Source organism: Paraburkholderia sediminicola (genome assembly GCF_902859805.1).
In the GTDB taxonomy this organism is placed as follows: Bacteria; Pseudomonadota; Gammaproteobacteria; order Burkholderiales; family Burkholderiaceae; genus Paraburkholderia; species Paraburkholderia sediminicola.
Genome location: NZ_CADIKC010000001.1, coordinates 1,823,244 through 1,847,745, shown reverse-complemented (window position 1 = coordinate 1,847,745; position 24,502 = coordinate 1,823,244). Strand labels below are relative to the sequence as shown.

The 24,502-nt window shown below is 60.5% G+C and carries 27 protein-coding genes and 1 pseudogene; 11 read left to right on the top strand and 17 right to left on the bottom strand.

From position 1 onward, the window contains the following. Positions 1 to 96: 96 nt before the first annotated feature. Together R8871_RS08225 and soxR are read right to left on the bottom strand one after the other, a co-directional pair. Positions 97 to 528 carry a hypothetical protein gene (locus R8871_RS08225; protein ID WP_175049854.1) on the bottom strand — a complete coding sequence of 144 codons (432 nt, stop codon included), beginning with the start codon at positions 526 to 528 and terminating at the stop codon, positions 97 to 99. Positions 529 to 608: 80 nt separating this feature from the next. Next, positions 609 to 1,097 carry a redox-sensitive transcriptional activator SoxR gene (gene soxR / locus R8871_RS08220; RefSeq protein ID WP_175049853.1) on the bottom strand — a complete coding sequence of 163 codons (489 nt, stop codon included), beginning with the start codon at positions 1,095 to 1,097 and terminating at the stop codon, positions 609 to 611. 83 nt (positions 1,098 to 1,180) lie between these two features. On the opposite strand from soxR, the gene R8871_RS08215 reads away from it, so the two are divergent. Further along, on the top strand, positions 1,181 to 2,218 hold the full coding sequence (locus R8871_RS08215) for a questin oxidase family protein (RefSeq protein WP_175049852.1): 1,038 nt from the start codon (positions 1,181 to 1,183) through the stop codon (positions 2,216 to 2,218). A gap of 68 nt (positions 2,219 to 2,286) precedes the next feature. Here R8871_RS08215 and R8871_RS08210 read toward each other — a convergent pair whose 3' ends face one another. The 3 genes from R8871_RS08210 to R8871_RS08200 form a co-directional block, all read right to left on the bottom strand. After that, on the bottom strand, positions 2,287 to 2,760 hold the full coding sequence (locus R8871_RS08210; protein WP_175049851.1) for a DUF2269 family protein: 474 nt from the start codon (positions 2,758 to 2,760) through the stop codon (positions 2,287 to 2,289). After that, on the bottom strand, positions 2,757 to 4,013 hold the full coding sequence (locus R8871_RS08205) for an SDR family oxidoreductase (RefSeq protein WP_175049850.1): 1,257 nt from the start codon (positions 4,011 to 4,013) through the stop codon (positions 2,757 to 2,759). The genes R8871_RS08210 and R8871_RS08205 overlap by 4 nt, the downstream gene beginning before the upstream one ends. Before the next feature lie 142 nt (positions 4,014 to 4,155). After that, positions 4,156 to 4,686 (bottom strand): GbsR/MarR family transcriptional regulator, encoded by a 531-nt coding sequence (locus R8871_RS08200; RefSeq protein WP_175049849.1) that lies wholly within the window; start codon positions 4,684 to 4,686, stop codon positions 4,156 to 4,158. A gap of 124 nt (positions 4,687 to 4,810) precedes the next feature. Here R8871_RS08200 and R8871_RS08195 point away from each other — a divergent pair, with 124 nt between their 5' ends. The 3 genes from R8871_RS08195 (at position 4,811) to R8871_RS08185 (ending at position 8,289) form a co-directional block, all read left to right on the top strand. Further along, complete coding sequence (locus R8871_RS08195) at positions 4,811 to 5,245, top strand: thiol-disulfide oxidoreductase DCC family protein (protein WP_175049848.1); 435 nt, start codon at positions 4,811 to 4,813, stop codon at positions 5,243 to 5,245. A 263-nt stretch (positions 5,246 to 5,508) separates the two neighbouring features. After that, positions 5,509 to 7,596: a TonB-dependent siderophore receptor gene (locus R8871_RS08190; RefSeq protein WP_246287493.1), complete on the top strand. Its 2,088-nt coding sequence runs from the start codon at positions 5,509 to 5,511 to the stop codon at positions 7,594 to 7,596. 234 nt (positions 7,597 to 7,830) lie between these two features. After that, entirely contained in the window at positions 7,831 to 8,289 is a 459-nt protein-coding gene (locus R8871_RS08185; RefSeq protein WP_175049846.1) for a hypothetical protein, read from the top strand. 154 nt (positions 8,290 to 8,443) lie between these two features. Here R8871_RS08185 and R8871_RS08180 read toward each other — a convergent pair whose 3' ends face one another. The 9 genes from R8871_RS08180 to R8871_RS08140 all read right to left on the bottom strand — a co-directional run bounded on the left by R8871_RS08180 (position 8,444) and on the right by R8871_RS08140 (position 17,926). After that, positions 8,444 to 8,827 (bottom strand): hypothetical protein, encoded by a 384-nt coding sequence (locus R8871_RS08180; RefSeq protein WP_175049845.1) that lies wholly within the window; start codon positions 8,825 to 8,827, stop codon positions 8,444 to 8,446. A gap of 127 nt (positions 8,828 to 8,954) precedes the next feature. Further along, positions 8,955 to 10,412, bottom strand: coding sequence for an NCS1 family nucleobase:cation symporter-1 (locus tag R8871_RS08175; protein WP_175049844.1), 1,458 nt, complete (start codon positions 10,410 to 10,412; stop codon positions 8,955 to 8,957). A gap of 169 nt (positions 10,413 to 10,581) precedes the next feature. Continuing rightward, positions 10,582 to 12,042: a trypsin-like peptidase domain-containing protein gene (locus R8871_RS08170; protein ID WP_407673127.1), complete on the bottom strand. Its 1,461-nt coding sequence runs from the start codon at positions 12,040 to 12,042 to the stop codon at positions 10,582 to 10,584. A 281-nt stretch (positions 12,043 to 12,323) separates the two neighbouring features. Then, positions 12,324 to 13,493 carry a porin gene (locus tag R8871_RS08165; protein WP_175049842.1) on the bottom strand — a complete coding sequence of 390 codons (1,170 nt, stop codon included), beginning with the start codon at positions 13,491 to 13,493 and terminating at the stop codon, positions 12,324 to 12,326. Between the two features lie 135 nt (positions 13,494 to 13,628). Continuing rightward, positions 13,629 to 14,117 (bottom strand): TIGR00725 family protein, encoded by a 489-nt coding sequence (locus R8871_RS08160; protein WP_175050038.1) that lies wholly within the window; start codon positions 14,115 to 14,117, stop codon positions 13,629 to 13,631. A 58-nt stretch (positions 14,118 to 14,175) separates the two neighbouring features. Beyond that, a complete protein-coding gene (locus R8871_RS08155; protein ID WP_175049841.1) occupies positions 14,176 to 15,006 on the bottom strand; it encodes an ABC transporter permease in 831 nt (276 codons plus the stop codon). A gap of 10 nt (positions 15,007 to 15,016) precedes the next feature. Next, the gene (locus tag R8871_RS08150) at positions 15,017 to 16,117 is read right to left on the bottom strand and encodes an extracellular solute-binding protein (protein WP_175049840.1); all 1,101 of its coding nucleotides are present in this window, start codon (positions 16,115 to 16,117) and stop codon (positions 15,017 to 15,019) included. A 26-nt stretch (positions 16,118 to 16,143) separates the two neighbouring features. Continuing rightward, the gene (locus R8871_RS08145) at positions 16,144 to 17,190 is read right to left on the bottom strand and encodes an ABC transporter ATP-binding protein (RefSeq protein WP_175049839.1); all 1,047 of its coding nucleotides are present in this window, start codon (positions 17,188 to 17,190) and stop codon (positions 16,144 to 16,146) included. 4 nt (positions 17,191 to 17,194) lie between these two features. Continuing rightward, the gene (locus R8871_RS08140; protein ID WP_246287492.1) at positions 17,195 to 17,926 is read right to left on the bottom strand and encodes an ABC transporter permease; all 732 of its coding nucleotides are present in this window, start codon (positions 17,924 to 17,926) and stop codon (positions 17,195 to 17,197) included. 287 nt (positions 17,927 to 18,213) lie between these two features. Between R8871_RS08140 and R8871_RS08135 the strand changes: the two genes are divergently transcribed. The 4 genes from R8871_RS08135 to R8871_RS08120 all read left to right on the top strand — a co-directional run bounded on the left by R8871_RS08135 (position 18,214) and on the right by R8871_RS08120 (position 20,421). After that, complete coding sequence (locus R8871_RS08135) at positions 18,214 to 19,098, top strand: LysR substrate-binding domain-containing protein (RefSeq protein WP_175049837.1); 885 nt, start codon at positions 18,214 to 18,216, stop codon at positions 19,096 to 19,098. Positions 19,099 to 19,211: 113 nt separating this feature from the next. Then, positions 19,212 to 19,730 carry a helix-turn-helix transcriptional regulator gene (locus R8871_RS08130; protein ID WP_175049836.1) on the top strand — a complete coding sequence of 173 codons (519 nt, stop codon included), beginning with the start codon at positions 19,212 to 19,214 and terminating at the stop codon, positions 19,728 to 19,730. Between the two features lie 20 nt (positions 19,731 to 19,750). Further along, a complete protein-coding gene (locus R8871_RS08125; RefSeq protein ID WP_175049835.1) occupies positions 19,751 to 20,167 on the top strand; it encodes a VOC family protein in 417 nt (138 codons plus the stop codon). Then, positions 20,164 to 20,421, top strand: coding sequence for a hypothetical protein (locus tag R8871_RS08120; RefSeq protein WP_175049834.1), 258 nt, complete (start codon positions 20,164 to 20,166; stop codon positions 20,419 to 20,421). The genes R8871_RS08125 and R8871_RS08120 overlap by 4 nt, the downstream gene beginning before the upstream one ends. Before the next feature lie 35 nt (positions 20,422 to 20,456). On the opposite strand, the gene R8871_RS08115 is transcribed toward R8871_RS08120, so the two are convergent. Together R8871_RS08115 and R8871_RS08110 are read right to left on the bottom strand one after the other, a co-directional pair. Next, positions 20,457 to 21,578 (bottom strand): YncE family protein, encoded by a 1,122-nt coding sequence (locus R8871_RS08115; RefSeq protein WP_175049833.1) that lies wholly within the window; start codon positions 21,576 to 21,578, stop codon positions 20,457 to 20,459. Between the two features lie 360 nt (positions 21,579 to 21,938). Further along, a complete protein-coding gene (locus R8871_RS08110) occupies positions 21,939 to 22,295 on the bottom strand; it encodes a DUF4148 domain-containing protein (RefSeq protein WP_407673113.1) in 357 nt (118 codons plus the stop codon). A 301-nt stretch (positions 22,296 to 22,596) separates the two neighbouring features. Here R8871_RS08110 and R8871_RS08105 point away from each other — a divergent pair, with 301 nt between their 5' ends. After that, positions 22,597 to 23,193, top strand: coding sequence for a GNAT family N-acetyltransferase (locus R8871_RS08105; RefSeq protein WP_175049832.1), 597 nt, complete (start codon positions 22,597 to 22,599; stop codon positions 23,191 to 23,193). An 89-nt stretch (positions 23,194 to 23,282) separates the two neighbouring features. Here R8871_RS08105 and R8871_RS08100 read toward each other — a convergent pair whose 3' ends face one another. Beyond that, a complete protein-coding gene (locus R8871_RS08100) occupies positions 23,283 to 23,756 on the bottom strand; it encodes a dihydrofolate reductase (protein WP_246287445.1) in 474 nt (157 codons plus the stop codon). Positions 23,757 to 23,832: 76 nt separating this feature from the next. Between R8871_RS08100 and R8871_RS38420 the strand changes: the two are divergent. After that, positions 23,833 to 24,030 (top strand): annotated as a pseudogene (locus R8871_RS38420) (cupin domain-containing protein); the annotation flags it as partial. A gap of 121 nt (positions 24,031 to 24,151) precedes the next feature. Continuing rightward, positions 24,152 to 24,502: a VOC family protein gene (locus R8871_RS08095; protein ID WP_175049830.1), complete on the top strand. Its 351-nt coding sequence runs from the start codon at positions 24,152 to 24,154 to the stop codon at positions 24,500 to 24,502.

Below are 24,502 nucleotides of genomic sequence, written 5' to 3'. Positions count from 1 at the left end.
GCGCGTTCGGAAGTCGTTCAGTAGTTCAGGCGCGAGCAAGGCGATGTATATCGTCGCTGGCGGGCTTCCGTTCGAATGTTCGAAGTGCGCGCGTAATCAATGGTACGTCGTCGTAGACGACTGCAGCTTCGTCAGCACGCCGCGTTTGAACCGGAACCAGCCTTGCGCGCTTTGCATCACGACTTCATCGCTTTGCCAGAACACGCGCTTGACCGTCATGCGCTCACCCAGGCGTTGCACAAGTGGCGGACGGTGGCGAAAGTCGTACAGCACCGGGCCGGAATCCGTTTGCACGAGCATGCGCGTGACGGTGTCATTTGCGTTGTCGATGTCGTCGAAGTGCGCAAGTGTGTTCGCACCGAAACGATCGAAAACTTCGTTGTCGAGCGTCCCCACGAAATCGCGGTCGCCGCGTTCGAACTGCAGCTTGCCCGCGGGCGTGACGAGCGGTCCGGATTCGTTGCTTTGCGCATGAACACAAGTCGCGAAAGAGGTGGCTGCGAGCGCAGCGAGGAATAGTCGTTTCATGCTTCCTTTCAGGTTCAGCGACGTCTGCGACAAAGGAGGCAAGCGTAAGCGCTTCATTGGCGAGTTATCACTTCGCCGCATCACGTCTTCTGCTTATCCGCGATATCGTCCGCCAACACCGCGCGCGAGGTGTCGCCCAGCAGATATCGCGCACCGCTTCCCCGTCGCCGGGCAACATCGCCGGGATTGTAGAGAGAACAGGACTTCAGCGAAAGGCATCCGCAGCCGACACAGGACGCGAGCTGATCGCGCAATGCAATAAGACCGTCTATACGCTCCTGCAGCAAAGGCTGCCAGGCGCGCGAGAGACGTTGCCAATCCTGCCTGGTCGGCGTGCGTTGCCCGGGCAACGTCTCAAGGGCAGAACGAATCTCCGAAAGGTTCAGGCCGACAGCCTGCGCGGCGCGGATAAACCCGACGCGGCGAAGGACTTCCCTTCGATACTGCCGATGACCACCTTCTGTTCGGGTACTGTTGATCAGCCCCTGTTCCTCATAAAAACGAATCGCACTCGCCGCGACGCCCGAGCGCCTGGCCAGTTCACCAATTGTAATCGTCGTCTCGTTCATCACGTTTCCACGAATTCTCTCTTGACTTCAAGTCTACTTGAACTTTCACAATGGATTCGTTCCTTTGATCGAGAGACGGCACTATGCGCAAGGACCCCGTTAAGCTCAAATTGAACGAGCTCCTGGATGCAAACGCTCGCTTCGACCTGATGGCCAGAGGCACGACCAACCATTGTCCGATGGCGCTTGTCGCGTTGGCCGGGATGGGAGCATCGCCCGCTCGACTGCAGGAATTCTTCGATATGTGGGAGCGCGAATATGCATTGAGCGCGCCGCCTGTCGACACAATCGTCAGCCGTCACGAATGGTCGCGGCAACTCGGCAATGCCGCCGCGTTCGGCGCGTTGCGCCTGTGTTTTCTGGACTGGATCGCCGAAGCGGGCGCCGTCCCGGTCATCGCGGCAGTGCTGAAAGAGGTGCCGTTCGCACCAGCAACGCAGGCCTTTCACGCGCTTATCCGCTTGGCATACGGCATCGAGGCGGCGCATGCCGGCGAGATCGCCTCCGGCCTGGCCGCGTTAATCTCGTCGCATCTGCCGATCGAAGCCCGTTTCGACAAGGCCCGCACGGCAGACAATGTCGAAGCCGGGTTTGACAAGGTCGTGCGTGCAATAGACGACAGTGTCGTACAGGGCAACTCAATCACCTCACGCTTGCGCGCCGTTGCAAGCGATGTGCGATTCAGGCAGGCCGTCCTTGCGCCTCCGGCCACTGTGTCCTTACTCGACGATCTGGCGCGGGCGACGATTAGTGCCTACTGGCGCTCGCCAGACTTCACGGTGCTTCACACGGTTACGGCGACGCACGCGGCTCGGATCCTCCTGGCAGAGTTGCCTGACGCGTTGGCGGAACAATTGCTGCCCGGCTTGTGGATTGCGCTGTGCGCGGCGTATGCAACGGTCCGCAGTCCCGCGAAGGTTGAAACAGATTCGCCTGACGCCGTCGTTGACTGGGACGACGTGTGCCGGATGGCCTTGGCGTCAAACGACGATCACGTGATCAAGCTGACGTACACGTGTCTTTGCGAAGAGCGTCGCAATCCATCGCCGCTTTACCTGGCGTCAGCGGCACGCATAGTCAGGTTGGACCTGGAAAAACAACAGCGTCGTATCGCGAAGTAATGCGACTTGCGGCCGTCCAGCAAGAGGAGAGACAGACCAGCCGCAAACAGAAGTGCATCTAAGATCAGCTACAGAGCCGGCTTGAACACCATCAGGTAATACACTGCCAGCATCGCCGCGAATGCCGGATACCCCAACCATTCCCAGTGCATGGCATATCGCCAATACTGCGGCGGTAGTGCAGCCATGCCACTTGCATTCGCGGTCGCGGCCATTCTCGCCATGCCCAACTGGAGCCAGACGACCGGCAACCAACATGCGCCCGCAACCAGATAGAGCCCGATCGCCGCGACAATCCACGGCGTACTCCACGACCAGCCTGCGGCGTGCGCGAGCCACAAACCGGACAGCGGTTGAAAAATGACGGCTGGCGTAGTGAACCAGAGATCGGCCCGCACCACCAGTTGCGAAACGGTTGCAATCGCGGGTACGCAACGCGTGCGGTTTGCAAAGTAGAGATAGAACGCCGTGCCAAATCCGGTTCCCACCAGCAGCATCGACGAAATGATGTGCAGAGTCTTGATCGCGAGATAGAGATTCATGACCGTGTTTCTTCACTAAAGAGAACGAGCAGCAAAGCCAGGATCGGCACGTTCTTCAGGATCGGACCGAACGGATGCCACAGGAATTCGGGCAACGCCACAGCTATTACGATCGAATACGCAGTGACGAGCCCTATCTGCATCGCCCAGAGACGCCGTCCCGGACGAACGAGTGTGGCAATGCCAAAGGCGAAATCCAAAGCCGCCGCCAGATAGAGGACGGCAAGCGCCGCGCCGCCCTGCAGATGCACGCGCGCGAGCAGTGCCAGACTCGCCGCCTGCGGATAGATAAAGGCGCTGCAGACCGCCGTCCAGATCCACATGATCGCCAGTGCGGCACGCAGCAAGGCGGGTCGCCATACTGCCAGCGCGGCATGACGTAACGGAATCGCGTCGACTGGCGCGACAAACGATTCGAGACCTGCTGGCGGACGCCCCAACAGCTTCGTTGTCGACGCGACGTTCCCGGTGCTTCCCATCTGGAGCATTCGCCAGGTGTCACGTGTCAGCATTGAATTGGGGACGCGGTCGAATAGCGCTGCGCCTGCATCGACCAGGAAAGCCGGAATGCCAACGCGCCATGCAGGAGGCAGCGCCATAGATGCGCGATAGGCCGCCAGCATTTGCCCATACTCGAGTTGCGTGCCGCCTACCAGATCAAGAACCGGCTGATCGGCGGTGTCGGTCTTCACGAGTCGCGCGACGATTTCGGCGAGTTCATCGATGTGAATCGGCCGCACCAGTTGATGACCGCCGGCAGGCAACGGATGAACCGGCAGGCTCGCTATGGCACGAAAGAAACGTGACGAAGAACCTGTCGTCCCATAGACCAGAGCGGGCCGGAGGATGTAGTGGGTGACGGGCAAGGATTGCAGATATTCGTCGGCGGCCCGCTTGCTGGCGAAGTAGTCCGTATCGCCGGTCTGCGCGCCGAGCGCAGATACCTGAACGATGCGCCGAACGCCCGCACGAGACGCCGCCTCGAACAGCGCGATCGGCGCACGGCGGTGGATCAGGTCGAACGTCTGATCGCCCCGCTCGATCAGGATGCCGACCGCGTTGATCACGACATCGATAGCGTGCAATCTCGACAGCCAATCGGTCGGCGCAACATCGCTTGTGTAGTCGATTCCGACTTCATCTTCGCGCGTGGCGTGTCTCACGCCTCTGCACACCCGGTGCCCTTCCCGTGCGAGTGCGTCGCACAGCGCCCGGCCGATGAAACCTTCCGCACCGCAGACCAGGATGTTCATACCGTGGACTCCACGACAGATGCAGCACAGGGCACACTCGCTGAACACAGTCTCATTTCAATTCCCTTAGTTACTGTTATTTCTGTATAAACAGAAATAACAGGTCAAAAAAATGGACGATCCTGTCGTCCATCTCATTCTGCTAGCTCTTGGTGCGCCGTACCGTACGACTGATCTTCGCGCCTACGCCAAGCGTCTTCATCAGCGTTTCGGGCTTCATACGCAGCATCTCATCGGACCAGGTCGTGAGCGTTTCGAGAAACTTCAACGTGTCGCGAATGCGTTGTTCCGTGTCGTGACTCTCTTGCCCCATCTCCGGACTGGTCAGGCTATCCCGCAACATGGTCAGCGTCGGATCGATCTCGCGTTGCCGGCGCCCTTCCACGATCAGCTTGAACAGTTCCCAGATATCCGTGGACGTTTCAAAGTGGTCGCGACGATCTCCCATCACATGCACCACCTTCGCGAGGCGCCACGATTGGAGCTCCTTCAGACTCGTGCTCACATTGGAGCGGGCAACACCGAGCGTGTCCGCGATCTCGTCCGCCGCGATAGGGCGGCCGAGCAGATACAGCAACGCATGAATCTGCGCGACGGTGCGGTTGACGCCCCAGCGCGAGCCCATTTCGCCCCAGTGGAGAATGAATCGTTCGGTAATTGGTGTGAGTTCCATGTCAGTGACTTTATTTTTTTCAGTTATTTCTGTCAAGAGAGAAATAACGCTTGACGGTGGGCTCAGGTCGACTTAATTTCTCTCTTGACAGAAACAACTGAACGAACAGCAAGGAGAATTTGCCATGAAGATCGCTTCACTGACGTTGTACATCGACGTAAAGTGCCCGCTATGCGTTGCCGAAATGAAGCGACTGCGCGCGTGGGATCGGCATAGCAAGCTTGCGTTCATCGATATCGCGCAGCCGGGCTTCGATCCGGCGCCGCTCGGCGTCGACCTGGCTGCGCTCAATCGGCAGTTGCACGCCCGGACGGCTGAGGGACGGTGCCTCGTGGGGATAGACAGCATAGTCGCCGCCTATACGCTGGCCGGCAGAGGATGGATGGTTGCACCGTTGCGCGTACCGGTCATGCGCCCCACCTTCCGGCTTCTATACCGCATGTTCGCCCGCAATCGCATGAGCGTTTCCAGATGGATCGGACTAGGAACCGGCTCTACATGTGCAGACGAAACGTGCACCCTAAAGCCAGACCCATCACGTAACGAACACCTCGACTGAACCTCCTCGAAGACGTCGATCGACAACCCGATCGGACTGGCAACGCCTGCTCACCGCCTTATTTTTTTGGTCGTTATTGATAACGATTCCCATTTGCATTAACATCCGATCTCTTTCATAACCCTTGACCCACCGCTACAACTACCTTTCCGCGTTCTCGCGTGGGTCGGCAGGCGGTCTCCTGACACATGCGTCTTCTGCGAATTTCCGGGCTCCCGGGGCGTCACCGCCGTTTCGGCTTCGGTCTGCACATAGCTTTCCTGATGTACGCAGCTTCGACGCATCCCGCCATCGGCGCCTCGGCCGACGTCACCAGCGATCAAACGCCCGCAGAGAAAGAGTTGCCGGCGGTTTCGGTGCACGCCGCACCGGACCTCGAACCGACGATCGGCTATCGCCCGCTCACCAGCCAGATATCCGGCGGTGGCGAACGGAAAATCAGCGAGATTCCGCAGTCTGTCGCGGTAGTCAGTTCGAGCGTGATGCAGGATCAGCAGGCGCGGAGTCTCGACGATGTGCTTGGCAACGTCAGCGGCGTCACCCAGACCAACACGCTCGGCGGAACACGCGATGCGTTCATCAAGCGTGGCTTCGGCTCGAACAACGACGGCTCGATCCTTGTCGACGGCATTCGATCGCCGATCCTGCACAGCTATCTGGCCACGATCGATCGTGTCGAAGTATTGAAGGGGCCGGCTTCGCTGCTGTACGGCATTCAGCAACCGGGCGGTGTGATCAACATGATCACGCGCAAACCGGAGGACGAACTGCACGGCTCGGTATCGGCGACGTACACCAGCCACCGTGGCAGCGGAACCAGCTTCGACCTCACCGGCCCGATCGGACAACCGGGTCAGGTGGCGGGAGGAACACTGGCCTTCCGGCTGACCGGTGAATACAACACCGCGCGTTACTGGCGCAGCTTCGGACGGCAGCGCGACGCGCTAATCGCGCCGTCACTGTCGTGGCACGATGCCAACACCTCGATCGATCTGAGTTACCAGTACGTCGATTACACGACGCCCTTCGACCGTGGGACAGTTCTCGTGAACGGTCATCTGGACGACGCGTTGCGCTACACCCGTTACGAAGAAGCATGGGCGCAAAGTACCGGCAAGCAGGAAACGCTGCGGGCCAAGATCGAACACCGGTTCTCCGATCAGTGGCGCATGCGCGCCACCTACGGTTGGAGCCGCGATCGCTACGATCAGTACCTGACCCGTGCAACCGCGTTCAACAGCAAGACCGGCATCATGAGCCGCTCATCGGATGCGAACCTTGGCCGCAACGATTCCGATGAAATCGCCACGATCGGCGCGGTCGGCGACCTGAACTTCGCGGGCATGCGTCACGAAGTCTACGTAGGCGGCGAATACGAACGCCAGCGCTCCTTCCGCGGCGACACCATCCGCGGCAAGGCAGTGTCCGGATTCGACCTCTTCGACCCGGTCTATGGAACGCTCTCGACGGGCGGCACAGCGAGCGCGTCGCAAAGCGACAGCCTCTCGAAGGTCCATACGTACTCGCTGCTTACGCAGGACACGGTCCACCTGACCGACCGTCTGATTGCCGTCGGCGGTGTGCGCTGGGAAAACTGGCAGCAACTTTCCGGCGTGGGGCGCCCATTCGTCATCGCCGATCACTCGCACGGGCAAGTGTGGCTGCCGCAGTTCGGGTTGGTGTACAAGCTCACGCCCGCGTTGTCTGCCTATGCGAACTTCAGCAAGTCGTTCGTGCCGAACGTCGCCACGGAGGTCAGCGAGCCCCTCGCACCCGAGCGCGGCCGGGTCTACGAAGCCGGTTTGAAATTCGAAGCGAAGCCCGGCATTACAGGCACGCTCGCGGTCTATCAGATCGACAAGCAGAATGTCGCGGTCACCGTCGGCGATACGACGTCGACAATCGGCAGCGCACGTTCACGCGGGATCGAACTCGATGTCGCCGGTCAGCTGACACGGCATGTCAGCGTGATTGCGAGTTATGCCTACACGGACGCCGTCGACCGCGAAGACAACACGCGTCTCGTGAATGCCCCGCGCCATAGCGGCAGCGTGTTTGCCGTGTACGACACGATGCTGCCCTATCTGCCGGGGCAATGGCGTTTCGGCGGCGGTGCGCGACTGGTCGGAAAGCGCCCGGGTGATACGGCAAACAGCTTTACGCTGCCGGGCTATGTCGTCGCCGATCTATTCGCCGCCTACGAAACGAAGATCGGCAAGATTCCAACGCGCGTGCAACTCAACGTGAAGAACGTCTTCGACAAGACGTATTACCCGTCAAGCAACAGCAATCTGATCATTGCGGTCGGCGAGGCGCGTCTGGTGATGCTCAATACAACGTTCTCGTTCTGAGGGCCCGGGAAAGGTAGCGAATGACCACTGCCACGTTGGCCGTGGTCATTCGTATTCGACCCTCACCTGGCCAGATCCGGCTGAACGCGGTCGATTGTCGAAGTATTCCGCGCGACGAAAACGTCACCGGGCGTGCAAGTGCGTGTAAATTCGAATCCAGTGGTTTTCGACCCGCTACTGGTCTTCGAATCGGTCGCCATCGGCGTTGGTCTTATAGACCTTGGAGGAGCCGGTATGAGCACGAAGCACAACAAAAAAGAACATCTTGAAGCCGCGGCATCACATCATGAGCAGGCCTCGCGATTTCACCGCGGGGCGTCACGGCATTTCGAGGCGGGTAAAGACTATGCCCACGCCGCGCATCAGGCAATGATGGCTCATGGTCACACCTTGCACGCGATCGATCAGGCACACGACGCCGGCGCACACAGCGCGAACGCGCCGCCGGTCGCGTCTGCATCGACCGGCTCTGGCGCAGACAACGCAAACGCAGCAAAACAGCACGCAATGGCGGCTGACCTTCACGATCAGGCGGCGCAGCATATGCGCCACGCCGTCAAGCTCTTCGATCAGGACCGGAGTGCGGTCGCTCATGACGCGCAGCTAGCGCTCGCCCTTGCACTGCGCGCGTTGTCGCACGGTAACGAAGCAGCGAAACTATTTATCAAGCTCGCTCCCGCCGATGCGCCGTGAGTGAGAGTGATATCGGCCTTAACGGCGCCGGCGCCGGCACCGACGCTGACGCTGACCAGCACCCGGTTGTCGCACCGCGCCGATCTACGGTCATAGGTCAGCCGTCGGGAGCCGCGCACGGCGTGCGCGGCTGAATCCAACGTTGCGCTTGGGACTAGGCCTTTCGGTCCAGCAAGTCTGCCGCAATAGACTTCGCATGCGCGACAGCCTGGTTCGGGTCCGGGAATACACCGAGCTGTTCCCAGTGTTCTTCGACCGCGTAAGTCCCTTTCATACCGAGCGCCCTTTGTACGCGCAATTGCGCCGCGTATTTGCCGTCCTCCAGAGGTCGAGCCGTTGCAATCACCTTGTGCGGCAGACTGGATCTCTCCGGTTGAACCAACTCAACGTGACCACCCGGCTCACCGATATCCTTTAACGCGTTCCTCGCTTTGCAGTCTGGGCAGTAGAAGCACCACCCCGCGTCCTCGTGAATGGATCTAACCTGCCCGCGGGCCAGCACGGCGCGACATTCAACGTTTTCGCAGATGAACGGCATAGCAGTCTCCGGAGTTGTTTGGGAAATCCTAGCATGACGGGCGGCGGCCAACCATAAGCATTGTTGCCGTGCCTGTTCCGCGCGCCGGAGGCCGGGAGCCGCCCCTGCCGGCGCGTCAGGAAAACCTTCAGGCACGGGTCGGCGCGATCGCCGTACGCGGCCGCAGCGTAGCCATGATCAGGTACATGCCGCCGCCGATCACCACGCCGAAAAACCACCCATAGGTATTCCACCAGACGGGCAGCAGATTGGTGAAGTTAGGCAGGAAAGTTGAAAACACGCTGCCGACCGCAGCGGAGACCAGCGCGTTGACATTCCAGCCGCCTTCGTAACGGTACTCGCCGTGCTCCTGATAGAGCGCTGCAACATTGATATTGCCTTTGGCCACCAGGTAGTAGTCCACCAGAATGATCCCCAGCAGCGGGCCCATCGTGGCGCCGATGGCGTTGACGAAATGCGCGGCGTTGCCTTCCCACGGCGCGAACGGATAGAGCACCAGCGCGATGGCCGCGGCGATGTAGCCGCCCTTCTTGAAACTGATCTGCTTAGGGAACGTGTTGGAGATGTCGAACGCGGCTGAGACGAAATTGGCCACCACGTTAATGCCCAGCGTGGCGACCGCGAAGGTCAGGGCCGCGATGAGCGCTAGCACCCAGCTGTCGAACTTGGCGGAAATCTGTTCGGGGTGAAGCAGCACTTCGCCGTACACCTTGAAGGCGGCGATGGTGGTCACGCCCGCGACCAGCGAGAACGCGATCAGGTTGACCGGCAGGCCCCACAAATTTCCTTTCTTCACCGCGTCGCGATTTTTCGCGTAGCGCGAGAAGTCGCAAAAATTCAGGTAGAGCGCCGCGAAATAAGTGATCCAGGTCGCGCCCACGGCCATCAGCGCCCAGAACGAGCCCGGCTCACCGCTGACGCCGGCGTCGCCGGTTTTCTGAAGCAGCACGTTCATCGGAATGCCATGGGTGAACGAGAAGCCGCCGGCTTTCACACATAGGCCGATCGCCAGAATCAGCATCGCGACCCACACCGCCGGGCCGGCCCAGTCCTGGAACTTGCGCACCGTTTCCATGCCCTTCTGGATGATGAGCAACTGCAGCGCCCAGATGACCACGTAGCAGATCACCTCCAGCCCTGAATGGCCGAGTACCTGCGTGCCCTTGTGGAACGCCATCAGGCTGTCGCTGCGGATCAGCAACGCGACCATCGCGCCCGACGCGGCGGCCGTCTGCGCGCCGTACCAGAAGCAGGCCACCACGGCGCGCACCATGGCCGCCAGATTGGCGCCCCACACGCCAAAAGAGGCGCGCGCCAGCACCGGATAAGGCACGCCAGTCTTCTCGCCGGCGTAGCCAATCAGGTTCATGAGCGCGAAGATCACCAGCGAGCCGAGCCCGATCGCCAGCACGAAGTTGATAAAGCTGCCGCACAGCAGGAACAGGCTGGCGGCGAGGTAGTAGCCCCAGAGGCTGTGCACGTCCGAGGTCCAGACGTTGAAGATGCTGAAAGCACCCCAGTTGCGCTGTCTGGCGGGCGCGAGATCTTCGTTGTAGAGGCCGGGGGAAGGATCGCGGATTTCCATCTGTCATCTCCTTTGATCTTGTGGAACCAAGGAAACACCGCCGGACACAACCCGGCGGAGATCTACCCGCGTCTGAAGCCAGCTGGTATGTCAGAACTGTATGTGCTTTGCCGCCTCGTTTCGAATGGGTTAACCCTGGTCGGAATGCGTACTGGTGCACGCATGCTGGTCATCTAACCGCGACCGAAACAAAACTGCGCGCGTGACCTCGCTGGATCAACACGGCGACCTGTTTCCCAGCTTTTGCTTCCAGCGCGCTCACGTCCGCCTGCGTTTCAACCAGCGTGTCATTGAGCGACAGGACGATATCGCCGGGCTGGATGCCCGCGCTTGCCGCCGCCCCATCAACGCCGTCCACCATCAGACCCACCGCCAGATCGTTCGCGCGCCGTTCGTCCTCATTCAGCGGATGCATGCTCAAGCCCAGGCGATCCCCTGAACCGCCTTCGGCCGGCCGAGCTTTAGCGCTTTCCGCGGACACGCCGACCATGACCGTGAGTGTTATCGGCCTTCGATTGCGGATCAGCTTGAGGGTGGTCTTCGTCCCAGGCGGCAAGGCGGCCGCATCCTCGCCAAGTTCGGTCGAGCGATCGATCGGCTTGTCGCCGATCCGGACGATCACGTCGCCTGGTTTGAGGCCGCTCGCGGCGGCCGTTGTGCCGGGTGCAACGGAATTGACCAGTGCGCCTGCCGGTCGCGGCAGGCCAAAGGCCACGGCGAGACCGGGGCCGACGTCCTGCACCTCCACGCCAAGACCGCCAGGAGAGGTTGCTTGCGCGGCTTGCACCTGCGATCGCACCTTGGCCGCCATGTTGATCGGAATGGCAAAGGCCAGGCTGGGGGACCTGTCCGAGTCCGCGTAAATCTGCACGTCGATGCCGACCACCTCACCCGCACGGTTGAACAGCGGGCCGCCCGAATTGTCCGGATTGGCCACGATATCGGTTTGAAAGAAGGGAAAACTGCTCCCGTCCTGGAGCGTGCGAGACGTGGCACTGACAATGCCGGCGGCAACGGTATTGGCGAAGCTGTCGGGCGAGCCGATCGCGAGGACCGATTCACCGATACGCACCCGCGACGAGTCGCCAAGTTTGACGGTCGGCAGCTTCGTGGCGTCGATCTGAATCAATGCGACATCGCTCTGGGCGTCGACCGCCAGAACCTTCGCCTTGAACTCGCGTCGATCGGTGAGTTTGACCGTCACTTCGTCGGCCTGATCCACCACGTGGGCGGTGGTCAGAATGAGGCCGTCGGGACTCACGATAAAACCGGAGCCCGTGCCGGTGACGGCGCGTGCCGCCCCGTCCTGAGACGCCTGCGATTTCGGCGCCACATGCTTGACGAGAGCAAGAATGGGATCGTCAGCATCGATCACTGCGGGAACGGGTACCGACGATGACTGCTCAGAAGCCGTCGCGCTGATATTCACCACGGCGGGCCCGTATCGCTCCACGATGGTAGGGAAGTCGACCGATGCTGGCGCACTGGCTGGCGAAACCCGCTTCTCCTTCACAGGCGGTGGAGCGACGGCCGCGGCATTCGCCGCCGGAGGCAGACACAGATAACCGGAGAAAAACGCCGCTATCAGAGCAGCGTTGAGCAACGTGCGCGCGAGAGTCGGGGCAAACACAATGCACCTCCATGGCGGTCGTGATGCCAGGAATAGGCGCGCGATCACAGGCCGGTCGATACATGAATGCATCGACCGCGACGGTACGACAATACGCAGCCCTCCCCTACGATGATTTATAGCGGAGAGGCGGGGGAAATTACAGGGAGTGCTAATCCTGGGGTCCGGTTGCGGCCGGCACAGCGAGTCGCGGCAGCGCCGCGACCCAGCGTGAAACGCGTGCCGGGCAGCCGGTTCAGGTGACGCCGGTTAGTGAGGCGGCGACGTGCGCCGCCGAACACTTAGAACGTTTGCCGGATACCCACTCGAACGAGTGTTTGCACGTTGCTTGCCGACGAAATTCCGTTCCCCACGTCGCCAACCGAAGCGGTCGCGCTGACCGTATTGCCGAATGCGTCGAGCGTCTTGCCGCTAGCCTTCTGATAGCCGACGAGTCCGTAAAGTGCCGTGCGCTTGGACAGGAAGTAATACGAAGCGAGGTTGAACTGGTTGTACTTCGGCGCCGACTCGCCCTTGATAGAACTGCCCTGCGTGTAGTCGTAACCCGCGGCGAGTCGCAGCGCCGGCGTCGCCTGCCAGGACACCGTCGCGCCAGCCGAGTTGAACGTCTCTTTTCCGGAGAACAACGAGAAGCTGCCGGCCTGGTATTGCGTATTGCTGTACGACACGCCGAGCGTCACCTGGCCGATCTGGTACGTGCTTGCAGCCGCGATGATCTGCTGGCTCTTTGCCGATGCAAAGCCTTCGTTGATCGACGAAGCGAATGTGCCGTCGTACGCGCTGGTCCAGGCGCCGCCATTGGCCCCGTAAGCGTTGGTTGCCTGCATGTAGGCCGCGCCGATAGCGAACGGACCATGGGTGTATTGGCCGCCCAGGCTCCACGTATTCTGGTTCTTGACGCTGCCCGCCTGACCGCCGAAACCGTACAGTGCGCCGAACTGAAGCCCCGAAAATACCGGGCTCGTGTACTTGATCGAATTGCTCTCACGCGCCTGATTATCGATGTTATCCAGATCGCCCGGGTGCGCGCCCATGCCCGTCAGGAAGGTACCTGCGCTGATGCTGCCGACGAAGTCGACGATCGGATCGTACTGGCGACCCAGCGTGAGCTTGCCGAGTTTGGTGCTCGACAATCCCATCCATGCCTGACGGCCGAACTCGCGGCTGCCCTGGCCGAGCTGCCCCGTACCGATGTTAAAGCCGTTCTCCAACTGAAACACCGCCGACAACCCGTCACCCAGGTCTTCGTTGCCCTTCAGCCCCCAGCGATCGCCTGACCAGGTGCCGCTCGCAAACCCATAACTGGATCCATTGCTATAGACGGCCGGCTTGCCTGCCGCCCCCTTGGTCTGCACGACGCGTTGGCCGCTCGTATAGCCAAGACCTGCGTCGACAATCCCGTACAGGGTCACACTGCTCTGTGCGTGTGCAGTGAGCGAAAGGCTGCTCATCGCGAGTAATGTAACGGTAGTTTTTTCATCATGATAAGGATGCCTATTTATTAGAGAGAAGTGATCAAATAGATTTGAATACCTGTTACGTCAGAGCTTCGGACGCGAGTCGGTAACTCGCGCCCGCATTCCGTTTCACTCTTTGGCTGTTTGCGTCTGTCTCGCGGTTACAAGCCAGTTCGCCACACTGGCGACGAGCGTATCAACATCGTCGAACACCTCGGCCCCCCGTACCAAAGGTGCGCCTAGCAGGGTGAAGACGGGCTTGTTCCACTGCAGGCCAAGCGCCATCTCCGATAGCGTGCCCAGCCCGCCTCCAATCGCGATGAGACAGAGCGAAGCGCGCGCAATCAACGCATTTCGTGTGATGCCCAGTCCGGTTGGCAGCGCCACGGTAAGAAACGGGTTAGCCTCGTTCGCATCGTCCTCGGGCAGCAGGCCGACCACGATGCCGCCCGCGCGTTTCGCGCCGAATGCGGCCGCTTCCATCACCCCGCCTTTGCCGCCGCAGAGAATCGTCATGCCGGTGCCCGCTAACGCGTAGCCCAGGCTTCTCGCCGCCTGCAGTTGTTCCGGTGTGGCTTCCCTTGGACCGATCAATCCGACCGGCATCGCATGACGCATTGGCCCTGTCTGGTAAACCGCCAGTCTCTGCAGCGCCAGATACGCTGCGTTGGACCATTCAGTGTCGTCGTTGCCGTGCAAGGCATTCTCCTAGTGCCAGAACGCACGTACAGACCGCCATCAACACCAGCGAAAGCGCGGCTGCCTGCGGGAAATCCGTCTGTCCGTCCGAAAGTTTCAGGTACATCAGTAGCGGCAGGATATTGATCTGCGTCCCGGCGAGCGCGAGTGCGGTACCGTAAGTTCCCAATGCAATCGATGTGACGAGACACCAGGCCGCAGCGATCGAAGGCCACAGCTCCCGCAACGCCACGTCGAAGAGCGCCCGCAGCGGCGACGCGCCCAGTGTCAAAGCAGCTTCGATCGGACGGCGGTCCAGGTTGGCAATCGCGGGATAAAGCATCAGCGCGACGCGTGGAATCAGGTAGTACGCGTAAGCCGCGACCAGACCCGCAGTCGTATAGATCAACGCCCCGACCGTAGCCGGGTCGGCGCCGAGTCGAGCGACGATGCTCGTCACGAAGCCGGCGCGGCCGAAAGCGAGAATGAAGCCGTACGCAATCACCAGACCGGAAAACGCCAACGGCACACCGAGCAATGCGAGCAACCAGCCGCGCCGCTGCGGCGGCTGTCCCGCCAATACCATCGCAAGCGGCAGCCCCACCAGCAGCGACACGGTGCCAGCAGCGAACGCCAGTGCGAGCGAGTGACCGAGCGCACTGACCACCAGCGGATCATGGGCGAGGCGCACGAAGGCCGCGCCATTCCCCTCGGTCGCCGAAACCAGCAATGCGCCGAGCGGCAGCGCAAAGAACAGCGCGAGAAGGAGGCCCGCCGGAACCGCGCCGAAGCGTCGCGCGAGCCCTTCGTTCATCGAGGAAGTCCCCATCTGCCGCACCTTATTTCGCAAGCGCGGCCTGCGCCCACAACTGATCGACTTCCGCCTTCTTCGCCGCGGCCTTGACCACGTCGAGCGGATGCATCTGCGGTACGTCGGGCATCTTCGCGCGGATGTCCGCCGAGAGTTGCACGTCAGGCACCGCGGGACGCACATAGCCTTGCGCGAACAGCGCCTGGCCGACATCGCTCATGACCAGGTTCAACCACAGACGCGCCGCGTTCGCATTCGGGCCGTCCTTCACGAGACTCATGGCGTACGGCGCGGAAACCGTCGCTTCCTTCGGAATCACCACTTCGACAGCGTCGCCCATGCCATCGGCGTACTTCGCCTTGAGGCCGTCGTTTTCATAGCCGATCAGGATCGGAATCTCGCCCTTGACGAATTTCGCGTACGGGGTGGTGCCTTCAACGCGCATCACGTTGCCCGCCTCACGCAACTTGCCGAAAAAGTCGGCACCCGGCTTCGGATTGTCGACGCTGCCACCGAATGCATAGGCCGCAGCGAAGACCGCAACCTGTCCCTGCCCGGTCGAACGCGGATCCAGATAGACCACTGAATTCCGGTACTCGGGCTTGAGCAGATCGGCCCAACCTTGCGGGACGTCCTTGACGAGCTTGCGGTTGACCAGCAAGGCGATGTTCAGCGAATGAACCGTGAACCAGCGGCCATCGCGCTCACGAAACACCGGCGGCAGTTTGTCGAAATTGAGCGGCTTGAATGGCGCTACCACGTCCTTGTTGACGGCATCAAGTGCGGACGCAGCGAAGTAGTACGCCGTGTCGGCCTGCGGACGACGCCGCGACTTATCCAGCGCCACCACCGTCGCCGCCGAGCCGATGTCGTTGTACGTAATCTCGACCTTCGGATAGCGCTTTCTGAACTCGGCGAATAGCGCCTTCCAGTTGGCCCATTCGGGACCGGTGTCGAACGACACGACGAGCCCCTCGTCCGCCGCCTTCGCGTACAACGCTTCTTCCCCGGGGTAAAGCGGCGCGGCCGGCGCGGCATGAACGCCAGACGTGACAGTCAGTACCGACAACGCACAAACGACTCCGGCGACACGGCGGACTCGCGACAAAAGACTAAGCCCTGCAAACATTCTGGTTCTCCGTCAAACAAGGTGAATTAGCAAAATTGACTGGCCGACGCGGGCAGCACACGCAAGTGTTCGGGGTCGATCGCGATGGCGTGCTCGGCAAGACGACGCCCTTCGCACAGAAGCGGCTTCTGTGAGGAATCCGGAACGAAGTCGTAGCGGCACGTCGCCCCGAAGTAGCGCACCTCGGCGCGGCGGCCGGCGAGCCGGTTGACCGCGTTCGCCGGCGGATCGGGTTGCACGTGCTCGGGACGAAGCAGCACCTCGACCTGATCGCCGGGGCGGAAAACATGGGTATCGGCGGACAGCAGCGCAAAGGAAACGTCGACCGTGCCGTTCGCTATCACGCGCCCCGGCATCACGCTCGAATGACCGACGAAACGCGCAACCTGGGTCGATACCGGCTGCTCGTAGAGACGCTCAGGCGTATCCACCTGCAAGACACGCCCGCCGTCGACCACGGCCACGCGGTCCGCAAGGCTCAACGCTTCGTCCTGATCGTGTGTGACCAGCAAGGTGGTGGCGCCGCATGCGCGTTGCAGCGTGCGAATCTCGTCGCGCAACTGCTGGCGAATGCCTGCGTCGAGCGCGGCAAGCGGTTCGTCGAGCAGCAGCACCTTCGGTTCGAAAGCCAGCGCGCGAGCCAGCGCGACGCGCTGCTGTTGGCCGCCCGACAGCAAGGTCGTACGCCGTCCGGCATGTTCGGCAAGACCGACCCGCTCGAGCATGTCGAGCGCGCGAGCCCGGCGTTTTGCGGCATCGATGCCACGCATCCGCAGCCCGTAGGCCACGTTGTCCAGCACGTTCAGATGCGGGAAAAGCGCGTATTGCTGGAACACCATGCCGACCTCGCGGCGCCACACCGGGACGCCCGCCACGTCGCGCCCGTCGATGGCAATCCGTCCTCGATAGCCGTCCAGCAGGCCCGCGGTCAAGCGCAGGATCGTCGACTTGCCGGACCCGCTGCGGCCCATCACGGCGAGCAGTTCGCCAGGCGTGACCGACAGCGTGACGGCTTCGATACCGTGTTGCGCGCCGGGATAAGTAAAGCTCACGTTGTCGAAATGGAGGCTCATCGTTTTACTTCAGTCGTTGAACAGCGTTGATCGATACCAGGGTCGCAATCACCGCGAGGCAAAGCAGCACCACGGTGGCGGCGCACGCCATGCCGGTCGCGCCGTAAAACGCCTGCAGGAGCACCACCGGATAGTTCCGGTAGCGAAAGCCGGCGATCAGGTTGGACACCTGAAATTCCCCGATCGACAGTGCGGCCACCATGACGAGTCCCGAGAACAGGCTCTGCCGGAGGTTGGGCAAGACGATTGTGAAGAACTGCCGCAGCGGCGTAGCGCCGAGCGTCGCAGCGCACGCTTCGAGGCGCGCGATATCGAGGTGGCGCAAGTCGCTCAGCAGCGTTTGCGTGAGGTACGGCAAGGTCAGCACCGTGTGGGCGGCAATCAGTAACGGCAACGATCCGAGCCATGGCAGCGTGTCGCCGCTAAAAATGGCGATGTAGCCGAAGCCCAGCGTGAGCGCGGGCACGCCTACCGGCAGCAACGCGACCAGCCGCGCGGTCATGCCGCGCCCGAAGAGCGAGCGGTAATGCAGCGCATACGCGAGCGGCAAGCCGATCACGGCAGCCGCGCAGCAACAGGCCAATGCGACCATCAGGCTCACGCCGAAAGCGCGCCGGAAACTCGTGTTGGCGGCGAGGTCGGTGAACCAGTGTGCGGTGACGCCGGTCGGCAGCACTGTGTTGGTCCACGTTTCACCGAATGCGCCAATCAGCAGTAGAGCGATCGGCAGCAGCATGTAGATCGCGAAGAGCACCACGACGACCTGAAGCACAACGCGCTGGATCGACGCGAAGCGCCCGCTACTGTGACGAGCGGGAACATGGGGTTGGATGACCGGTGCGGCGGGCGATTGCATGCAAGCTTTCCTCGTGATACGGACAGAAACCCGCGCGCCCTGACAGGACGGGGCGCAAGATTTCGATTTGCTTGCAAGTGTGCGGATGCGACATGGCGCCGTCATGAAAAAAACGTACAAAACACGCATTGCGCTGTGCGCATCCGGAATACCTCGACGCCAGACCGATGAAACACCTTTACCCGAACGTCACCGAATTACTCGCTTTCACAAGCTCCGCCAAGCACCTGAACTTCTCGAGAGCGGCGCGTGAACTGGGACTGACGCCCAGCGCAGTCAGCCGGCAGATCGCCAGCCTGGAAGATTCATTCGGTGTGCAACTTTTCATTCGGGACGGCCGCAATCTCGCGCTCACCCGGGCAGGCAGCCTTTACCTCGCGCGCGTGGCCACTCCGTTGCGGGATCTCGGCAACGCGTCGCTCGAACTCATGAGCGCCGCCGGGCAGAGCGACGTGCTGACGATCGCAAGCGTGCCGACATTTACGACCAAATGGCTGATTCCGCGGCTACCGGAATTCCTCTCAAGCACCCCAGGACTCACGATCAGCTTCAGCCGGCACCTGGCGCATGGCGATCCGTTTCCGCTGGATCTGGACGCGGCTATCCGCTATGGCGATGGAAGTTGGGAGGGCGTCCAATGCGATTACATCGACGGGCGTACGTTTCTGCTGGTCTGCGCGCCGGAATGTCAGCAAAGGTGTGCGTTACGCCGGTTGCAGGATGCGGCGCGCGTGCCCCGGTTGTTGCACAGCCAGGCTGAACAGGTATGGAGTCAATGGGCCGAGTTCTACGATGTGCGCGACATGCAAGTGCTTGCGGGCCCGCGTTTCGAGCAGTACTCCGTGCTGATCCAGGCCGCTCAGGCGGGTCTGGGACTGGCGCTCATCCCTGCTTTTCTCGTGCGCGACAACCTCGCCGCCGGCACGCTTGTCGAACCGCTGACGGCCCCGATCGACGTCGATCATGGACACTATCTCTGCTATTTCCCGGGGCGCATGGAAACACAGCCGGGGTTGAAGCGGTTCCGGGAATGGATGTTGTCCAAGGTCTGAGAGTCGATACGCCGAGACACGAGGTGTCGGCCTCGGCGGGCGCCAGTGCGCCGCTTTGCGGGTACCCGTGTTGAGCCTAAACTACCGGGATACCGTCGGCCCTCCCGGAACTCATGCCCCGTCGCGAAGACCATCACGCCCCGCCGCCTGCCTCGTCCCCCACACCGGCCGGAGCCGACGCGTTGCAAGACCCGGCCCTGCTGCGCCGCCTGCTACGCGCCAAGGACCGCATGGACGCCGCGTCGCACGAAGCCTGGCCCGTCAAGCGCCTCGCCGAGGTTAGCGGCGTCTCCGAAGCCCATTTCGCGCGCTCCTTCAAGCGGGCCTTCGGCCTCCCACCGCACCGCTACCTGCTGACACGGCGCATCGAGCAGGCCACCACTCTCCTGCGCGACACCGAACTCAGCATCACGGAGATTGCCTTCGCCACCGGCTGGGAGAGTCTGGGCACCTTCGGCCGAATCTTCCGCGACATCACCGGCCAAAGCCCCAGCGCCCTTCGCCTCGAGGCTCGTGCGAACATGCCGCCACTCGACCGTGTCCCCGCCTGCGTCCTCAAGGCCGCGCAGCGCCCCGACCTCAACATCGCAGTTTTGGAGAAGCGCCGCCGCATGGCCAAAGATACATTCTGACCATCAACCACGGAGGTGCCATGAACCAAGGTGTAAATGTTGTTGGCTTGTACGTCGATAACCAGGACGAAGCGCTCACGTTCTACGTCGACAAGCTCGAATTCCGGGTCCACACGGACGTGCGCAACGGTCCCTACCGCTGGCTCACGGTCCAGCATCCGGATCAGCCCTCGTTCCAGCTCGGCCTGTTCACGCCCGGCCCGCCCATCCACGACGACGCCACTGCGCAAACCTTGCGCGCCATGGTCGCCAAGGGGGCCATGCCGCCCCTGGTTCTCTCTGTGGACGACTGTCGCGCCAGCTACGCCCAGCTGAAAGCGCGCGGCGTGGAATTCACGCAGGAGCCGATCGACCGCTTCGGCAGTGTCGATGCCGGTTTCCGCGACCCCGCCGGCAACGGCTGGAAGATGATCCAGGCACCGAGGAGCACGACATGAATACCAGCGCCTGGATTCGTCGGTCTCACCGGTGGATATCCATCGCCTTCACGCTGACGGTTGTCGCCAACTTTGTCGCCATGGCCCAGGGACATGGCGCTCCGCCGCCCTGGATCACCTACGCGCCGCTGCTGCCGCTGGCCCTTCTGTTGCTCTCGGGGCTCTACCTGTTTGCTTTGCCGTACTTCAGCCGCGACCGCAGCCTTCGTAGCCCGCAGTGTTCCGTTGGCGACCGGGAGGCACCCCTCGCCTGAGGAGCATCCCGATCGCCTGGGCGTTGGTGATAAACCTAGCGAGTCGAAAACACTGAGATGCCGCCGTTGGGGAATCCTGCAGCGCCCGGTTGGAACGGCACATACACCTGCCCAAGCGAGCTATCGATGGCGACAGAATGCGCGCCTGTGCCCACCGGAATCTTAAAGAGCAGCTGCCGTGACGCGCCATCGATCACGCCCATCTGCGGGCTAAACCCTGACGCGGCAGCGATACCACTAGCCACGTAATGCCGGGCAGGCAAGAAATAGCGGTTGGACGCAGGGTCGTAACCGACCTGGTCCACCCCGCCAAATGGCAGGCTGGCTTGAATTGCGCCACTTGTACGATCGAGGATCAGCGTGATGAGCGGATCGCCGGCGGGTGGATCGCATCCAATGAGCACATCGTTATTCGGGCCGAGCACGATGCCCGCCGGCCCGCATTTCCCTAGCGGAAACGACTTGCTGACAGCAGGACTTCCCGCCACCGCGGAGCTGGCCGTGATGACATCGAGCTCGCCATCGGGATTGGCAGCGGTCCCGTCGTTGTTAATCAAAAAGCTCTTCGAGGCAGAATCATATGTGCATGCTTCCAGTCCCGACGAACCGTTGAAAGGAAGCTTTACCACCACCGTTTGCGTCAGCGTGGAAATGAACGTGACGAACGGCGGCGAGTCTCCGGGGCTTGCATACATCGCGAGATGGTCGTCAGGATCGTAGCAGCCCTCATCGACGCGCGAACCTGAATTACTGATGGTGATGGTGTTAACTGTCTTTTGCGCAGCCGTGTCGATAACCTTGACTGAGTCGACATCGCCGGCATAGATCGTGTTCGTGCCTGTGATACCTACAATTCCGTCGGGACCGGACTCGTTCGTTGTGGCGCCCGCACCGATGAAGGGCCCCGAAATCTGGGCAATCAACGTGTTCGATCTGGTGTCTACGACATCGACTGCTTTGTTATTGCGGTCAGCAAGAAAGTACTTGCCGGCCTCGACGTAGCCGATGTCGAAACTGAATGGTGGGCTCGAAGCGTTGGGCACGGCGATGTTCGTCAGCAACTTTGGCGGTGTCGGTGAGCTGACGTTATCTCCACCTCCACAGGCGGTCAGCGCGGCCGCAGCGAGCAATATCACGGCCATCAGGCGCTTTTCCATTGATTCGTCTCCTTTCCGTTTATTGGCTTGACCGCTGGTCCACGGATTGGCCTGAGTATTTGAACTTCCCACCGCTTTCGATCGACGAACCATTTCTTAAGGAATCTTAAGAAAAGTCCATCTGAACAGATAGCAACATTCCCCATCGGTGCGGCTGTATGGCTCACACAATGGCGGCGCAGTGGAAAATCGGAAAGTAAAACTTATTTATGGTCTGCATTCAGTGAACGCCATACCTGTAATGAATCTGAAACATTCCGTGGCATTCGCTCATCTCGCCGATGTTTGTGTTTTCAGACGGCGATTCACACAACACGCCGAAAAAAAGTAACCAACGATGGCTTGTGAGGTCTGCGAGTTTCAGTGACCGAAATAGATTGAATGAGTATTCACGGCTGCCATCGGCGCACCCGCCTGCGATGAGCCATCCGACGTTCCGCCTACATCCGTGCTCCCCGGCGCCGCGACATTCTGCGTTTGAATACGCGCCTCAGCTGCCTGAATATCGTCTGGGTAGTGCACATCTTTGGCGGCCGGCCGGTACCCGGCCTGTTCTACTCGAATCAGATCCGCGCGTACGTCGGCCCGCGTCAACGGAGCCGTAGCGTCCTGCGCGAAAGAAGCAACTGGAGCGGCGAATATGCCGGCAATCAACGCTGCATAGATAAGGGTTTTCATGATGAAATATCTCTCGAAGTTGAGTTTGGTCAGCTTCACGCCACTGTGGCCGAAGCCTCCGATCTCACCGACTCGTAACACGTGAGTGAGTGTTCCTTATTCTGTACGGCGAAGATGGATGCACGCTGACGCGCACATTACATTGGTGTCATGTTCGCTTCGCGTTCGGAAATGACGAGGGTCACGACCTAGTTGACCCTCATGGTGGGCGTCATGGGCATCAAATGGGTGTGGTCAAAGGCGACAAAACCGTATAACTGTGCGCATTGAGCATGGCTTGACGTTCATCGCAATTGGTATCCTAGGAGATCCACTTTATAAACGGATCCGGGGATAGCCGATGATTTCTGAAAAGAAGCCAATACTGTTCCAGATAGAGGGCTATCGTGCCGTCGAACTTGGTCATGATGACATCCCGACCATCCAAACTTTTTTGGAGAACAATCCCGAATACTTCCTGTCGGCAGAAGGTTGTCCACCGACAGATAGTCAAGCTAAGGAGGAGTTCGAAAGCGAACTGCCGGAGGGATGGGCATTCACCAGCAAGCATACGATCGGATTTATCGACGCAAGCGAAGAGTTGACCGGGTTTGCGACGATCGTTTCAGACCTCTTCACCGGCGGTGTGTGGCATTTAGGATTATTGATCCTGTCAACGGACAAACACGGTCAAGGTGTAGCCCGTGACTTGTACGGAGAACTTGAGCGTTGGCTTAAGGCGTCGGGAGCGAAGTGGTTGCGCCTTGGTGTCATTGCCGGCAATACGCGCGCGGAACGCTTTTGGGAACGAAACGGCTACTTTGAAACGCGGCGTCGGCACGGCGTCGTGATGAGAAATGCCACCCATACTGTCCGGGTCATGATCAAGCCGCTGGGTGAGGCCGGATTGAGCGAATACCTAAATCTCGTTAGTCGGGATCGCCCCGACGCTTCGTAGTAATTTGACGATTTGGTCTGCCCGCAGGCGTTCGGGATCGGTCAACACCCGCTTTTCCGCACACGGTCGAAATGCGTGACAGCGACCTCTCAACACGGCTTGTCGTCGTGCCCGGATGTGCGCCGATAGGTAAAAAATGTATAGCGAGTGGGACCATTGACGTCGATCCTTTCTGTGCAATGAAAGTCGGCAGGCAGATCCGGAAACGTCGTATCACCCGCCGGCGCCAAATCGACTTCTGTGAGGTAGACCGTATCCGCGTAAGGCAGAAACAGGCGATAGATCTGTTCGCCGCCCGCGATAAAAATCTCTTCACGTGAATCGCTCGAGATGATTTCAATCGCGTCCTGCAGCGTACTGCATGTCGACACTCGTTCGGCGGCGACAGCATGCTTGCCAATCACAAGCACGTCGCGATTTGGCAGCGGTCGACCTATCGACTCGTATGTGCGTCGTCCCATCACGACGAGGTGCCCCTCGGTCAATTGACGAAACCGCTGCTGCTCTCCGGGCACTTTCCATGGAATGTGGTTAGCCGCGCCGATCACCCGATTCGTGGCCATGGCCGCTACCATTGAAATTCGCTTTCCGCTCAACATTTGCTGTCTCGCTTTTTCGGTCGTGACTATATTCTAATGGCCAGGGGACTTCATGGGTTTTGCACGCGGAGGTGCTGCCCATACTTTGTCGAACACCGGTCACCTACCTCTCGTTCTTATCGTCGCCGGTCAGAGGCTGGAGCACGATGTTTGCGACTATCCACACATAGGCAAGCGCCTGTATGCGGCTGGCACCAATACGGTTTTCGTGGACCTTCCCAAAGAGAATGAAGCGTAAAGGGTTATCCTTCGACAGTCACAGCGACACACGCACGTTGATCGCCGACAGTTATTCGCCTGGCATTTTTTGAGTGTCTACTATCTGTTGCGTCTTGCGAAACTCATTCCCGGAGCATTCGATGCGAATCAGAACCACTTATTTGAAAGTGAAGGACATGGAGCGAACCGCGACGTTCTGGGAAAACCTATTGGAACGCTCGCCGAGCCGTAAGTCGGAAAGGTGGACGGAGTTTTCGTTAGGCGAAGTCCGCTTCGGGCTATTGCTGAATGATTTTGGCGATGAGTTCGCCGGCAGTGGCTGTGTACCGGTGTTCGAATTCGATGCATCCGCCTTGCATACCTTTCTGAACCGTGCCAAGGCTCTCGGTGCAACAGTCGTGCTTGACGGGTTAAATGACGAGACCATGAAGAGCATTGTCCTGGTTAGCCCCGATGGCCACGAATTTGAGCTTTGCACTTGCCACAACTAG

Coding starts and splice junctions, on each gene's coding strand:
- R8871_RS08225 (WP_175049854.1), bottom strand. CDS start 528: ATGAAACGACTATTCCTCGCTGCGCTCGCAGCCACCTCTTTCGCGACT.
- soxR (WP_175049853.1), bottom strand. CDS start 1,097: ATGAACGAGACGACGATTACAATTGGTGAACTGGCCAGGCGCTCGGGC.
- R8871_RS08215 (WP_175049852.1), top strand. CDS start 1,181: ATGCGCAAGGACCCCGTTAAGCTCAAATTGAACGAGCTCCTGGATGCA.
- R8871_RS08210 (WP_175049851.1), bottom strand. CDS start 2,760: ATGAATCTCTATCTCGCGATCAAGACTCTGCACATCATTTCGTCGATG.
- R8871_RS08205 (WP_175049850.1), bottom strand. CDS start 4,013: ATGAACATCCTGGTCTGCGGTGCGGAAGGTTTCATCGGCCGGGCGCTG.
- R8871_RS08200 (WP_175049849.1), bottom strand. CDS start 4,686: ATGGAACTCACACCAATTACCGAACGATTCATTCTCCACTGGGGCGAA.
- R8871_RS08195 (WP_175049848.1), top strand. CDS start 4,811: ATGAAGATCGCTTCACTGACGTTGTACATCGACGTAAAGTGCCCGCTA.
- R8871_RS08190 (WP_246287493.1), top strand. CDS start 5,509: ATGTACGCAGCTTCGACGCATCCCGCCATCGGCGCCTCGGCCGACGTC.
- R8871_RS08185 (WP_175049846.1), top strand. CDS start 7,831: ATGAGCACGAAGCACAACAAAAAAGAACATCTTGAAGCCGCGGCATCA.
- R8871_RS08180 (WP_175049845.1), bottom strand. CDS start 8,827: ATGCCGTTCATCTGCGAAAACGTTGAATGTCGCGCCGTGCTGGCCCGC.
- R8871_RS08175 (WP_175049844.1), bottom strand. CDS start 10,412: ATGGAAATCCGCGATCCTTCCCCCGGCCTCTACAACGAAGATCTCGCG.
- R8871_RS08165 (WP_175049842.1), bottom strand. CDS start 13,493: ATGAGCAGCCTTTCGCTCACTGCACACGCACAGAGCAGTGTGACCCTG.
- R8871_RS08160 (WP_175050038.1), bottom strand. CDS start 14,117: ATGCGTCATGCGATGCCGGTCGGATTGATCGGTCCAAGGGAAGCCACA.
- R8871_RS08155 (WP_175049841.1), bottom strand. CDS start 15,006: ATGGGGACTTCCTCGATGAACGAAGGGCTCGCGCGACGCTTCGGCGCG.
- R8871_RS08150 (WP_175049840.1), bottom strand. CDS start 16,117: ATGTTTGCAGGGCTTAGTCTTTTGTCGCGAGTCCGCCGTGTCGCCGGA.
- R8871_RS08145 (WP_175049839.1), bottom strand. CDS start 17,190: ATGAGCCTCCATTTCGACAACGTGAGCTTTACTTATCCCGGCGCGCAA.
- R8871_RS08140 (WP_246287492.1), bottom strand. CDS start 17,926: ATGCTGCTGCCGATCGCTCTACTGCTGATTGGCGCATTCGGTGAAACG.
- R8871_RS08135 (WP_175049837.1), top strand. CDS start 18,214: ATGAAACACCTTTACCCGAACGTCACCGAATTACTCGCTTTCACAAGC.
- R8871_RS08130 (WP_175049836.1), top strand. CDS start 19,212: ATGCCCCGTCGCGAAGACCATCACGCCCCGCCGCCTGCCTCGTCCCCC.
- R8871_RS08125 (WP_175049835.1), top strand. CDS start 19,751: ATGAACCAAGGTGTAAATGTTGTTGGCTTGTACGTCGATAACCAGGAC.
- R8871_RS08120 (WP_175049834.1), top strand. CDS start 20,164: ATGAATACCAGCGCCTGGATTCGTCGGTCTCACCGGTGGATATCCATC.
- R8871_RS08115 (WP_175049833.1), bottom strand. CDS start 21,578: ATGGAAAAGCGCCTGATGGCCGTGATATTGCTCGCTGCGGCCGCGCTG.
- R8871_RS08105 (WP_175049832.1), top strand. CDS start 22,597: ATGATTTCTGAAAAGAAGCCAATACTGTTCCAGATAGAGGGCTATCGT.
- R8871_RS08100 (WP_246287445.1), bottom strand. CDS start 23,756: ATGGCCACGAATCGGGTGATCGGCGCGGCTAACCACATTCCATGGAAA.
- R8871_RS08095 (WP_175049830.1), top strand. CDS start 24,152: ATGCGAATCAGAACCACTTATTTGAAAGTGAAGGACATGGAGCGAACC.